General features: G+C 38.2%; 12 protein-coding genes and 1 other annotated feature. Of the genes, 4 read left to right on the top strand and 8 right to left on the bottom strand.

The window, feature by feature from the left end; genetic code table 11:
• Nucleotides 1–96 precede the first annotated feature (96 nt).
• The 8 genes from hisH to AVFI_RS05260 form a co-directional block, all read right to left on the bottom strand.
• Entirely contained in the window at nt 97–711 is a 615-nt protein-coding gene (gene hisH / locus AVFI_RS05295) for an imidazole glycerol phosphate synthase subunit HisH (protein ID WP_063651374.1), read from the bottom strand.
• A gap of 8 nt (nt 712–719) precedes the next feature.
• Nucleotides 720–1,793, bottom strand: coding sequence for a bifunctional histidinol-phosphatase/imidazoleglycerol-phosphate dehydratase HisB (gene hisB / locus AVFI_RS05290; RefSeq protein WP_054775611.1), 1,074 nt, complete (start codon nt 1,791–1,793; stop codon nt 720–722).
• 75 nt (nt 1,794–1,868) lie between these two features.
• Nucleotides 1,869–2,909: a histidinol-phosphate transaminase gene (hisC, locus tag AVFI_RS05285; protein WP_188863258.1), complete on the bottom strand. Its 1,041-nt coding sequence runs from the start codon at nt 2,907–2,909 to the stop codon at nt 1,869–1,871.
• 9 nt (nt 2,910–2,918) lie between these two features.
• Nucleotides 2,919–4,238 (bottom strand): histidinol dehydrogenase, encoded by a 1,320-nt coding sequence (hisD, locus tag AVFI_RS05280; RefSeq protein WP_017019088.1) that lies wholly within the window; start codon nt 4,236–4,238, stop codon nt 2,919–2,921.
• 5 nt (nt 4,239–4,243) lie between these two features.
• Entirely contained in the window at nt 4,244–5,140 is an 897-nt protein-coding gene (gene hisG / locus AVFI_RS05275) for an ATP phosphoribosyltransferase (protein ID WP_017019089.1), read from the bottom strand.
• Nucleotides 5,141–5,263: 123 nt separating this feature from the next.
• Nucleotides 5,264–5,386 (bottom strand) — a sequence feature (His leader region).
• Between the two features lie 214 nt (nt 5,387–5,600).
• Nucleotides 5,601–6,620 (bottom strand): porin, encoded by a 1,020-nt coding sequence (locus tag AVFI_RS05270; protein ID WP_054775606.1) that lies wholly within the window; start codon nt 6,618–6,620, stop codon nt 5,601–5,603.
• 486 nt (nt 6,621–7,106) lie between these two features.
• A complete protein-coding gene (locus AVFI_RS05265) occupies nt 7,107–7,727 on the bottom strand; it encodes a YccT family protein (protein ID WP_188863259.1) in 621 nt (206 codons plus the stop codon).
• Nucleotides 7,728–7,807: 80 nt separating this feature from the next.
• Nucleotides 7,808–8,755: a porin gene (locus tag AVFI_RS05260; RefSeq protein ID WP_005418733.1), complete on the bottom strand. Its 948-nt coding sequence runs from the start codon at nt 8,753–8,755 to the stop codon at nt 7,808–7,810.
• Nucleotides 8,756–9,279: 524 nt separating this feature from the next.
• Between AVFI_RS05260 and dinG the strand changes: the two genes are divergently transcribed.
• The 4 genes from dinG (at nt 9,280) to rsmS (ending at nt 12,964) form a co-directional block, all read left to right on the top strand.
• On the top strand, nt 9,280–11,364 hold the full coding sequence (gene dinG, locus AVFI_RS05255; RefSeq protein WP_188863260.1) for an ATP-dependent DNA helicase DinG: 2,085 nt from the start codon (nt 9,280–9,282) through the stop codon (nt 11,362–11,364).
• 68 nt (nt 11,365–11,432) lie between these two features.
• A complete protein-coding gene (locus AVFI_RS05250; protein ID WP_188863261.1) occupies nt 11,433–12,203 on the top strand; it encodes a TSUP family transporter in 771 nt (256 codons plus the stop codon).
• A gap of 10 nt (nt 12,204–12,213) precedes the next feature.
• Nucleotides 12,214–12,765, top strand: a complete 552-nt coding sequence (locus AVFI_RS05245; protein ID WP_005418729.1) for a primosomal replication protein — start codon at nt 12,214–12,216, stop codon at nt 12,763–12,765.
• Nucleotides 12,766–12,793: 28 nt separating this feature from the next.
• Nucleotides 12,794–12,964: a pleiotropic regulatory protein RsmS gene (gene rsmS, locus AVFI_RS05240; RefSeq protein ID WP_371967915.1), complete on the top strand. Its 171-nt coding sequence runs from the start codon at nt 12,794–12,796 to the stop codon at nt 12,962–12,964.
• The last annotated feature ends 136 nt before the right edge of the window (nt 12,965–13,100 follow it).

Below are 13,100 nucleotides of genomic sequence, written 5' to 3'. Positions count from 1 at the left end.
AACCGAGAACATTCGCTTCGCTCATTGCGAGATCTAAGGGACGAGTAAAAGCCCTAAAACCTCGAAGCGAAGCGAGCTCGCACTTCGTCCCTGCCCTTATAGCTCCAAAAAGTTCTGAATCAGCTTTGAACCGACTTTACTTGAGCGCTCTGGGTGAAACTGAACACCGTAGTAATTACCTGCTTGCAGTGCTGCGGTGAACGGTTGTCCGTAATCACAAGAAGCAATTGTATAATCGCCTACTTGCATACCAAAGCTGTGTACAAAGTAGAAATAACTGTTCTCTGGAATGTCTTTAAACAACGGGTTACCTTCAACAGGTTTAATGGTATTCCACCCCATGTGAGGCAGTGGTAAATCACCGGTTTGAAGCTTACGAACTTCACCTTCACACAAACCTAAACAATCCACAATTTGATCGGCTTTTTGACCTTTCTCTTCAGAAAGTTTACCCAGCAACTGCATACCTAAACAGATACCCAATAATGGCTTTTCTACTTGTTTAACCAACTCAATGAGATCACGTTCAGCCAAGTTCTTCATCGCTTCACTTGCAGTGCCAACACCCGGTAAAAACAGCTTATCAGCAGCCAAAACCACTTGAGGATCTCGGCTTATCGTAACCTCATAACCCAGACGCTCAATCGCAAATCTCACTGATGAAACATTAGAACAACCTGTATCAATAATAACGACGTTCTGATTTGTCATAGCCACTCCTACAATACGCCTTTTGAGCTTGGCAGTTCATTACCTTCCACTTTAATCGCTTGGCGTAACGTACGACCAAACGCTTTAAATAAGCTTTCAATAATGTGGTGATCATTATGGCCCGATGAAGAAAGGTGCAAGGTACATGCAAGGGTATCCGTTAATGAGCGGAAGAAGTGAACTACCATTTCGGTTGATAAATCTCCTACCTGCTCACGGCTAAATTCAGCATCAAACTTCAGATATGGACGACCAGATAAATCAAGCGCACATTGTGCTAAACACTCATCCATTGGCAAGCTGAATCCAAAACGACCAATACCACGCTTGTCACCTAACGCCTCTTTTAACGCTTCTCCCAATGCAAGAGCGGTATCTTCAATGGTGTGGTGATCATCAATGTGTAAGTCGCCCTCTACATTGATCTTCATTTGGAAACCGCCATGTGTAGCAATCTGATCAAGCATGTGATCAAAGAAACCAAGACCAGTAGTGATCTCATTACCACCTTGCTCATCCAAATTAACAAACACTTTAATGTCCGTTTCTTTGGTTGTGCGTATTACTTCTGCAGTACGCGCATTTACGGTCAGATCTTTTAAGATCGCAGGCCAGTTCATCGTTTCAGGATGATACTGAATACCACGGATCGCCATGTTTTCAGCTAATTGAAGATCCGTTTGGCGATCACCAATCACAACTGAGTGTTGAAAATCGACTTTTCCACCTTGAAGATATTCTTTAACCATACCTAACTTTGGTTTACGACATGAGCAATTATCTTCTTCAAAGTGTGGACAGATAAGAACATCATCAAACTTCACCCCTTGAGATTCAAAAAACTCCATCATCATATTATGTGGCGCATCAAACTCATCTTGAGGGTAGCTATCTGTACCTAAACCGTCTTGGTTTGTCACCATCACTAAACGGTAACCGGCATCTTGAAGAGAAAGTAGAGAAGGAATAACCAAAGGCTCAAACTTTAGCTTATCTAAACGGTCTACTTGGAAATCCACCGGCGGCTCAACAATTAAGGTGCCATCACGGTCAATAAATAAAATCTTTTGTTGTTTGCTCACAGGAACGTCCTTTTCATTTTTTCTTGTTTTGTTCTTGATAAACCCCAAACCTTATTCCTAAGCTTGGGGATAACATCACAATAATTGATTACGAATAAAGCCCAATGTTTTTTCGCATTCTTCGCGATTACCAACACTAATGCGTACGCAATTTTCAATTGGTGAGTTACGTAAAATAATGCCGTGATCCCACGCAGCTTTAAATACCGCGTCACCATTAGTAAACTTCACTAACAGGTAGTTACCCCAACCTTCATAAACGGTAACACCCGGCAAGACCATTAATCCTGCTTGTAAATAAGCGCGATTAGCACTGAGATCAAGCATTTGGTATTTCATACGAGCTAGACCAGCTTCTGATAAGGCCTGAGTTGCAATCTCAGCTACAGGAACAGGTACTGGGTATGGTGCAATTACTTTCAGTAATACGTTGATTAACTCTTCGTTCGCGAGAGTAAAACCACAACGAAGTCCAGCTAATGCAAACGCTTTAGATAAAGTACGTAAAATCGCAAGGTGCGGGTAGTCAGCCAGTAAATCAACTGTCGATTTCTCCATACAAAAATCGATGTAAGCCTCATCCATTACAACAATGGCTCGATCTTTTGTCATTTCTAATAATGAAAGAATGTCTTTGCGATTCACGATGTTGCCCGTTGGGTTATTTGGACTACAAACAAACACCACTTTTACATCATTTAAATTTGCTTCTATTGCTGGAAGATCTAATTGCCAATCTGATGTAAGTGGTACCGTCTTTGTTTCCACACCGATTGTTTCTGCACTAATGGAGTACATACCATAAGTTGGCGGGCAATATAAAATTGCATCTTGGTTCGGTTCACAAAAAGCACGAACCAGTAATTCAATACCTTCATCTGCTCCGCGAGAAGTTAAAACCTGCTCAGGCTTTACCTCTGCATAAGCCGCATAAGCATTAATTAATTCTGGCGGTTGACATTCGCTATAGCGATTAAGACGAGCAAAATTAAACTTATATTCGTTATCAAATGGAGATTCATTGGCATTCAACCATACATCTCCTGAGCCACCGATTCGACGAGCAGAAAGATAAGGTGTTAATGCTTGTACTTGTTTTCTAGCTAACTTTTCCATAATGAATTCCTACTGATTCACTTCTTGTTTATTAACTTCTAACTGAGCGAGCTTTTCAATTCGAATCGTTACGGCTCTTTTATGAGCATCAAGCCCTTCCGCTTCAGCCATTGTGACAACCGTTGGAGCCAAACCTTTTAAACCATCAGCCGTTAATTCTTGCACAGTCATTCGTTTAGAGAAATCTGCTAATCCTAAACTAGAATAAGTTCGTGTGTACCCATAAGTCGGCAATACGTGATTAGTTCCTGATGCATAATCCCCTGCCGATTCAGGTGAGTAATCCCCTAAGAAAATTGAACCCGCATTATCTAGAAGAGGCAGTAACTCTCGCGGATTCTTAGTTTGAACAATAAGGTGTTCAGGCCCATAAAAGTTTGAAATTGAAACACACTGAGTAAGAGAATCTGCAACGATCAATAAACTTGAACCTAAAGCTTGGCGAGCAATGTCAGCACGAGTCAATTCTTTCAATTGTTTCTCAACCGCATCAGCGACTTGATCTGCAATGATTGGCGATGGAGTGACTAACACTACTTGTGAATCAGGACCATGCTCTGCTTGGCTAAGAAGATCCGCTGCAATAAAGTCTGGATCTGCGCTCTCATCAGCAATCACTAAAACTTCAGATGGCCCTGCAGGCATATCAATTGCTGCACCACGAAAATCATTCGAAACTTGACGTTTTGCTTCAGTTACATAAGCATTACCTGGCCCAAAGATCTTATCTACTTTAGAAACCGATTCTGTACCATACGCCATTGCAGCTACCGCTTGAGCACCACCGATATTATAAACTTCATCAATCTTACACAGCTTCGCTACATACAAAATTTCATCAGCAATTGGAGGCGGTGAACAAAGAACAACTTTGTGACAACCTGCAATTTGCGCAGGAACACCAAGCATTAATACAGTCGATGGTAACGGAGCGCTTCCGCCAGGAATATACAGCCCCACTTTATTTACTGGCATAGTGATTTGCTCACATACAACACCTGGCTGTGTTTCAACTTTAACTCGTTGTGGTTTTTGTGCTTGGTGAAATTTAGAAATGTTACTGTAAGCTTGTTTAAGTGCTGTTTTCATTTCTTCAGACAAACGATCACTTGCCGCATCAATTTCTGATTTAGATACACGAATCGAATCAGGTTTCACACCATCAAACTTTTCAGTTAAGGCTAATATACCGACATCACCCTCTTGTTTTACAGTATTAATAACACTGGTTACTGCTGCGGTAATATTCGCACCTTCAGTAATTGCGGGACGCTGTAAAACCGTATCTTGCTGTGAATCACTCAATGATTGCCAAACTAACGTTTTCATAATGGCTACTCCATCATTTTCTCAATTGGCAATACTAGAATAGAACTCGCACCTAGTGCTTTTAACTGTTCCATTGTTTCCCAGAATAGATTTTCTGTGCTTACTAAATGAACCGCAACCTTTGCCCCATCACGTGACAGAGGTAAAACCGTTGGATCTTCCGCTCCCGGAAGCAAATCTTTAATTGCATCAAGCTTATCTGTTGGTGCGTGTAACATAATATATTTTGATTCTTTTGCTTGAATACAGCCTTGCATACGAGTTAATAACTTATTAATCAATGCTGCTTTATCTGCATCAAATTCACCTTCACGTTGAATTAATGTCGCTTTTGATCGAAAAATTACTTCAGCTTCTTTAAGACCATTCGCTTCAAGTGTCGCTCCTGTCGATACTAAATCAGCAATCGCATCCGCAAGACCTGCACGTGGGGCTACTTCTACAGAGCCATTTAAAATACAGGTTGAAAACGGAATACCTTGCTCATCCATAAAACTTTTAAGTAATTGTGGGTAGGTTGTTGCGATACGTTTTCCGGCTAAGTCTTGTGGACCCTTGTATACTTCATCTTTGTCAATCGCAATAGATAAGCGACAACCACCGAAATCCAAACGACGTAAAGTTGTAAAAGAAGAAGGTTCACCTAATGCTTTACGTTCTAAACGAACTTCTTCTAATTCATTTTCACCTATCACACCTAAATCAACTACCCCGTCCATAATTAGACTTGGGATGTCATCATCACGAACTAACAGTAGATCAATCGGCATATTTTCAGAATGAACCACCAAACGTTCACCCGAAATGTTAAATTTCATGCCGCAGCGTTTAAATAATTCTTGGCACTCTTTAGATAGGCGACCCTTCTTCTGAATCGCAATGCGTAATCGTTGTGATGACATAATTTCTTCCTTGTAAAAATGTGATACCAATTAAATCGTTTTCTAAATCAAACAATGCAATCGGTTAATTTTAAACTCTTATAAATCAATGAATAATCTAATTTTAATTTGTTATTAAAACGAAAAAACCCTCAGAAGTTTTACCTTCCGAGGGTTAGAATTTTTATTCATCGGAAGGAAATTCAAATTGCCTTCCGGATAATACGTATCCTCCCGAAAGACTAATCAGGATGATGGTGGTGATGAATGTTCAGACCTTGAATACGCATAAATATAAACCTTTAGTAACAAACTGTATTTGTTTTTAACCTTGTAAACACATTATCAAACTGTGGTTTTATTTCAACAAAAAAGATGAATTATTTTAAAGAAAATTTTATTTAATTTTTCACAAGCTTTTTACAGGCAAAAAAAAGCCAGTCATCAAGACTGGCTTAATCGAATACTTTAAATCAAGAGATTAGAAGTAGTAGTATGCAGCTGCGAATACGTGAGTTTCTTCATCACGCTCACCACTATCAAGTTCTTGCTTAATATCGATACCCATGTCCATGTTTTTAGCTAGTGTGTACATAGCTGCAACGTTTACGTAAGAGTAATCTGTATCAGTTTTACCAATCTCTTCTGTGTTACCAGCATAACCAGCTGCAAGAGTTAGGTCTTCAGATGCAGCATAACCACCAGATACGTAATAACCTGTATTTGTTTTATCAGTTAGGTTAGAACCGTTATCAGTCTCTTCAATCCAGAAGTTAGCACCTAACTTTACAGCACCTAACTGTACGTTACCAGTTACAGTGTATACGTCATAATCAGAATCACGAGTTTCGTAACCAGCGTATACGTTGAAGATTTCTTGCTCGATACCAATGTAACCATTCACACCTGTATCAGAAGCTTTATGGCTTTCGTCAGTTTCAAAGTAAGACACACCGTATGCGAAGCCACTTGTTGAACCTTGGAATTTAACTACGTTAAAACCATCAGATGCATCACCAGCAGAAGCACCAAACTCATAAGTGTTATCGCCAGCACCATCGATTGCATCAAGAGCAGTATCATTAGCCCATGCAAAAGATGCGATACCGAAACCAGTATCGAAACCTAACCATGCTTTATCAACGTTAGCAATTGGACCAGATTCGATACCATTAACCCATTTAGCTGTACCAACATCTGAAGCTACATCGTGCTTAGTTGCATAGTTCATCATTAGGTCAGTTTCAAAGTAACCTACGATACGGTTGTTACGGTAGTTAACCGCTAGTGTTAGACCAGTAGCCCAGTCATCGTAAAATGCTTTAGAACCAGTGTCGTAGTAACCACCTACACCAACAGAACCAGAAACAGAGAATTGGTCTTTGTGCATTGGGTCAAATGCAAACATGTCTTCGTTACGGCTGTTTTGGCTGCTTGTATCAACAGCAAATGCTGAAGCTGAGATACTTGCGATAGCAAGCGCTAAAAGAGTCTTTTTCATAATTAAGTCCACTGCCTTTTCTTAGAAAGATTTGGAAATCCGATTTCCGGTTCCCTTTTTATATCTGGATTGCTACAGAAGCATCTTATGTGTGCAACTTGTTAGCATCTCGATTTCTGGAGAGTACTTTGCTAAAGATTTCTCACCATGTCAACGAAGAAAGTCAAGGAAAGTAAAAAATGATAAACACACACAATACAGCGACTTACATAAGCACATCTTAATACTTGATACAGATCACACCGAAAAATATAAATTTAGATAAACACCAAAAAGGACAAAAAAACCACAAGATCACATAAGCAATTGAAATAGAAAACACAAAAAGATAAAAATAAATAAAAACAGCAACGCAAGAGAGCGTTACCGTTTAATGTTAATAAATAGAATTTGATATTTAAGTAGGTAGATTTGAAGGGGAAATTAGTTTCATTTTTTTTATATTCACAAGCCATAAACTAATAAAAAATGAAGAAGCCTAAAAAATTAATTGTGATCTATCACCCATTTCTGGAATGCTTTACGCTCTTCCTTTGTTGCTTTTAAATACCAACCTTGCAGTTGTTCAAGATTTGAAACCTCATTATTTGTGGATTTATTTTCATTACCTATCATTTGCGCGTTAGCCATCAGAGTATTTTCGCCTCCTAAAGCAATGCCTTTTTCTTTATTATATTTTTGAAGCATTGACTCTAAATCATAATAAGGCATAAACCCTTCAGCTGGTTTCAACGTCTCTTGCTTATAAACAATCGGATTATCTTGTGAATCTGAAATAATCCATTTAGGTTGAGACTTAAATTGTTTCTTTGCTTGCTCATAGCTATAAACTTTTGGCCCCTGAATAACTAAATCAGATTCAGGAACATCTAATGTCACGACGAATGGTGCGGAATCAAAAACTTTCTTAGAACTACCTTTGCCCAATTGTTGGTTATAACGCAACAGTAATTGAGTAGGAATAGCTTCAACTTCGATAGTTTCACGCTTTTCTTCTGTTTTAATTCCATTTACAAATAAGATTTCCACTCCTTTTTTGGGAGTTAAAGTCGCGGCTTGAACGGAAGATACGAACATTAAACTTAAAAGCGTTAATTTAAATTTCATTGTTAACTCCAAATATTTCATCCTTAAAAAAAAACCACCCTATTAAAGGGTGGTTAAAAGTATATCTTAATTAGTTAAGATTAGAATGCAGCTTTAACACCGATAGCGAAACCTGTTTGAGTCTTGTCAGCATCATCACCACCAACTTCTACATATGCTGTTGTATTTGGTGCAACTGTATAACCTGCATTTACATACCATGTATTAAGGTCATCAATAGCATCATCATCATGACTAGATAGACTGTAACCAGCAGCTAGAGCAAGAAGATCAAGTTGGTAAGTCGCAGCCAGAGCCATTGTATTTGTAGTATCTGTATCGTTATCCATCGAATAATAAGCTGCTGCTAAACCAAGATTATCAATGCCATTATAACGAACCTGTGCAGACCATAATGTCTCATCATGTTTAGTGCTAGTAGGTAGATCACCCCCAACCTCCCCTAAACCAACAAGAGCTGTAAAGTCAAAATCAGCTACACGGTAACCAATTTTACCATCAAAATACGTAGAATCATTATTTAGACCAGTGTTACCATTCTTATCTTGTGCGATAGCAGCTGCTGCATAAAAGTTTTCTTTATCAATATCCCAACGAATAACTTCATCTGCACAATACATATCTTCACCTTGGAAGAATGTAGTAATACCAAACTGGTAATCCGAACCAATACCAGCATCATCAAGAACGGTACACAAACGACCAACTTTAAAAGAACCAACCGTGTCTGAATAAAGAGCTACATATACATCACCAGCATTCTCGCCATCTTTATCCATAGCAACATCATTTATTTGCCAAAAACCACCAAACTGTAGTTCATCGTTAATTGCATAACGTACATCAAAGCTAACATCAGCATCTTGAATTTCTTGAGTTAATTCAGCGTCTTCAGCTTTACCTTGCTTATATACAACTTCAATGTCACCACCCATATTAACCGTAACATCATTCTGATTGTATAACTCAATACCAGCTTGAGCTGAACCTGCTGCTAAAACTGATAACGCTACTAGAGTCTTTTTCATAATATTCCACTGCCTTTTCTTAGAAAGTTGGAAATCCGATTTCCGGTTCCCTGTTTTTATATAATTTATTCACTATCGATAACACATCTAACCGTGTGATTAATCAGTACTTCTGAATTCGATTGCTACTTTGCAAAAACTAAATTCACATGTCAAACGATCTAAATAAACATATAAAAATACATAAAGCCATAAATTACAACCAGTTAACAATGTGAGTGAAGTTGTTATTTTGAAAAAAACGATAAAAACAAGTTTGATTATAAATATTTATTTTCACCTATAAAAGAATTTAAAGCTAAATATCACAAGAAAAAATTAATTCATTAAAATTATTCACTAATAATCAGGTTAAAATCGAACTTACATAAAACCTAAATTTTAACATTTAGATTAAAGCATTACCACATTCTCACTTTCGTGATATTCATCTCAATTTAAATACATTGAATTCCATTATTTGCAGAAGATCACACTCAAACTTGCGTGCTACAATGGTTCTTTAAATTTAATTGAGCCTTCTCATGCTGAATAAATCGGTTACTGATAGCATTCGCCAAAGCTACAAAACACTACAAGATCAACTTCCAGGTTTTATACCTCGCCGTGCTCAGAACTATTTAGTAGCAGAAATCGCTAAATCACTTGCAGGTGAATATAGTGATTCTAATCGCATGATTGTTGCAGAAGCAGGAACAGGCATTGGTAAATCTCTTGCTTATCTACTAAGCGCAATTCCATATGCAAAGTTAAATAACAAAAAAGTGGTTATCTCAACCGCAACTGTTGCACTTCAAGAACAGCTTGCTCATAAAGACTTACCTTTCTATCGCCGTATATCGCCATTGCCTTTTTCTTTTATTATTGCAAAAGGTCGTCAGCGGTATTGTTGTAGTCATAAGTTGTCTCTACTAACAGAATCAAACAATGAAGACGACAAGCAAGTTGCTTTGTTTACTGAAAAACCAAAAAAGAAAGAGTTAGATTTACTAAAGAGAATGTACAAAGCATTAGCTGAAGGTAAATGGGACGGTGATATAGATAGTTGGCCAACAACAATTCCCTCTTCTATCTGGCAAAGCATTGTTTCAGATAAGTACAGCTGTCATAACGGCTTACCAATGCACCGTGAATGTCCGTTTCAAAAAGCTCGTGAACACTTAGATAAAGCGGATGTGGTTATTGCAAATCACAGTTTAGTTATGGCTGACATCGATTTAGGCGGTGGTGTTGTTTTGTCTGAACCAGAACAAACCATATATATTTTTGATGAAGCTCACCATCTGCCAAATGTTGCGCGAGAACACTCATCTGCTGCAGCAAGTTTAAAAGGTTCAGCCTCGTGGTTAGAGTCATTAAACAAATCGGTTAGTAAATTCTGTAATCTTGCAGATCAAAAAAGAGTTAATCGATTTCAAAACTCTCTTCATGAACATATTCAGGAATTAATTCCTACGCTTAATCAGTTAAGTAAGCAATTTGATCCAACATTATTCAATAATGATGGAATTTATCGTTTTGAACATGGTGAAATACCAAACTGGTTAGCAGAGCAATCCAAAGAATTAAAAGAAGTCTCAACTAAAGCCAACCAAGCACTAGCGAAAATTAGTGACTTAATCTCTGAACGCATGAAAGATGGCGAATTAGCACCGAGAATGGCAGAGCCAGCATTAGCTGAAATAGGCTTTTACTTACAAAGATTAGAAAATTTAGCTCAAGTTTGGTTTTTAATGGCAAAACCCAATAGTGATAAAGGAGCACCACTTGCTAGATGGCTAGAAAAGAGTCAAGACAGAGACGGCGATACCTTCATTAACGTATCTCCTCTAGAGGTAGGTTGGCAACTTGACCAAAATTTGTGGAGTCGAGCCGCTGGGGCGGTTGTCGTTTCAGCAACAATGAGAGCATTAAATAGCTATTCGTTTTTTTGTAAACAAGCAGGTATATCAGAAAAGCCTGAGGATGGCGTACGCTTCTTATCCTTAGCTTCACCATTTAATTACCAAGAGAATGCTCAATTAGTCATCCCTAAGCTACCAATGGAACCGTCAGCGCCTGGTTTTACAGATTTATTAATAGAAGAACTCCCCTTTTATCTTGCCGATCAATCTTCAAGCTTAGTTTTATTCTCATCTTACTGGCAAATGAACAAAGTTGCTGAAGGTATAGAAAAGATCGTAAAAAAACACGGGTGGAACCTACTTATTCAAGGACAGGAATCAAGACAAGAAATTCTAAAAAAACATAAAATGCTTTGTGAGGAGAATAAAATCAGCATCTTATTTGGAACAGGAAGCTTTTCTGAAGGATTAGATTTGCCTGGAAACCTACTTACAAATCTAATTATTACTAAGATTCCATTTGGAGTTCCAACCTCTCCAGTTGAAGAGGCACATTCTGAATATATTGAGAGTCGTGGTGGTAACCCATTTATACAGATCAGTGTTCCAGAAGCGAGTAAAAAATTAATTCAATCGGTAGGTCGACTACTGCGTAAAGAGGAGGATTCTGGTAGAGTTGTGCTTCTTGATCGCCGTGTAATAACTAAGCGTTATGGTAAAGCTCTTTTGGATGCCTTACCTCCTTTTAAAAGACTAATAGAGTAATATCTCGTTATTACTTAAATCATTCGCAGATGCGAGCTTACTATAGCTATTAATAATTAAGAATTGATATGGAATTTCTCGAACCATCAACCCTCATCATCCTAGGGTTAGTTGCTTTTATTGCTGGATTTATTGATGCTGTTGCAGGCGGAGGAGGGATGTTAACCGTTCCTGCTCTACTCTCAATAGGGCTTCCCCCACACATAGCTTTAGGTACAAATAAGTTAGCCGCAAGTTTTGCTTCATCTACGGCTGCACTCACCTACTTTAAAAAGAAGTTGTTTGACCCTCATTTTTGGAAAGCCTCTTTTGTCGCAACGTTATTTGGCGCAACATGTGGAACTTTGCTGGTTAACTATATTTCAACGGAATGGCTTGAAAAAGGATTACCTTTAATTATTTTAGCTGCTGCAATTTATACTATTTGGCATCCACAACCAAAGGCAGATCAAAATCAATTACCTGATATCACACCTAAACTAAAGACTCAGCAGATTATTCAAGTCTTATCTTTAGGATTTTATGATGGTGTTGCAGGTCCTGGAACGGGTGCGTTTTGGACGGTGAGCAGCATGGCGATGTATCGTCTAAACATCTTATTAGCATCAGGTTTAGCAAAAGCTATGAATTTCACCAGTAACTTTACTTCACTGGTTACCTTTGCAATTCTTGGCCATATTAACTGGGCACTAGGTTTAACTATGGGCGCCTGCTTAATGGTCGGTGCATTTATTGGTGCACACTCAGCTATTCGTTTTGGCTCTAAGTTTATTCGACCAGTGTTTGTAACTGTGGTTTGTATCTTGGCTGTTAAACTCGCTTTAGACGCTTGGTTCTAACGGAACAATTATGACTAATTTTACCTCTATCGAAATCATGCTAGAACAACTAGGTAAAACGGCGGCTGAAATTGACCGACGTCGAGGGGAACAGCGACTTCCTTTATTTGATGAACGTCTATTTGGATGCAGAAGCCGCTATCTTGTGCCCTGTATAAATGAAGCAAAAGCAACGCTTGGATCGATTCAGCGAGAAGAAAAAGCAAATATTCTTACTACACAAAGAGCTGAATATTTAACGCAAATGTTGGTTGCTCAAATTGAAGCGATACAAAGAGAAGTAGCAACTCAACGTATACGCTCTAACGAACCTCGTCCGAAGGGAAGCTATAAAAAACCCATTAGTGATATGTATCAAGACCTAGCTCAACACCAAGAGTGGGAACGCCGTTTAGCACAAATGGTAAATGATCAAGAACTGGCAATTAATCAATGTCATTCATTCTCTCAGCAGCAAGATCTACAACAAAAACTGCTAGCAACAGAAAAACGCTTACAACGCTGTAAAGAAGCAATGATCCGATTAGAACAACAAATTACTTATCGAGAGCAACATGACTAACCCCCAAAATAATCCGCAAATACCGCAAATTGAAACCGAAGTTGAAGTTCAAACAGAGACTCCTAACCCTCTAGATAACGCACCGGATGAAATCAAATTAGCAGTAGATTTAATCTATCTTCTTGAAAGCAACGAAGTAGACAAAGAAACAGCAATCAAAGCATTAGAGATTGTGCTCTCCGACTTCAAGAATAAATAATGCATCAAAAATAAGACACCTGCTTTATTTGTAAATCATGAGAAATAGTTCTCTTAATTTAGTTTCATAAAATTTAGATCTATTTCTCAATTAATTTTCATCGCAAATTATTCCCCTTTCTTAATTAAATTCTTCC

It is taken from the genome of Aliivibrio fischeri ATCC 7744 = JCM 18803 = DSM 507, from assembly GCF_023983475.1.
Lineage (GTDB): Bacteria > Pseudomonadota > Gammaproteobacteria > Enterobacterales > Vibrionaceae > Aliivibrio > Aliivibrio fischeri.
Note: the sequence above shows the minus strand (reverse complement) of the source record. Positions and strands in the feature narration are given on the sequence as shown.

Coding starts and splice junctions, on each gene's coding strand:
- AVFI_RS05245 (WP_005418729.1), top strand. CDS start 12,214: ATGACTAATTTTACCTCTATCGAAATCATGCTAGAACAACTAGGTAAA.
- hisH (WP_063651374.1), bottom strand. CDS start 711: ATGACAAATCAGAACGTCGTTATTATTGATACAGGTTGTTCTAATGTT.
- AVFI_RS05260 (WP_005418733.1), bottom strand. CDS start 8,755: ATGAAAAAGACTCTAGTAGCGTTATCAGTTTTAGCAGCAGGTTCAGCT.
- hisC (WP_188863258.1), bottom strand. CDS start 2,909: ATGGAAAAGTTAGCTAGAAAACAAGTACAAGCATTAACACCTTATCTT.
- hisD (WP_017019088.1), bottom strand. CDS start 4,238: ATGAAAACGTTAGTTTGGCAATCATTGAGTGATTCACAGCAAGATACG.
- hisG (WP_017019089.1), bottom strand. CDS start 5,140: ATGTCATCACAACGATTACGCATTGCGATTCAGAAGAAGGGTCGCCTA.
- dinG (WP_188863260.1), top strand. CDS start 9,280: ATGCTGAATAAATCGGTTACTGATAGCATTCGCCAAAGCTACAAAACA.
- AVFI_RS05265 (WP_188863259.1), bottom strand. CDS start 7,727: ATGAAATTTAAATTAACGCTTTTAAGTTTAATGTTCGTATCTTCCGTT.
- AVFI_RS05250 (WP_188863261.1), top strand. CDS start 11,433: ATGGAATTTCTCGAACCATCAACCCTCATCATCCTAGGGTTAGTTGCT.
- AVFI_RS05270 (WP_054775606.1), bottom strand. CDS start 6,620: ATGAAAAAGACTCTTTTAGCGCTTGCTATCGCAAGTATCTCAGCTTCA.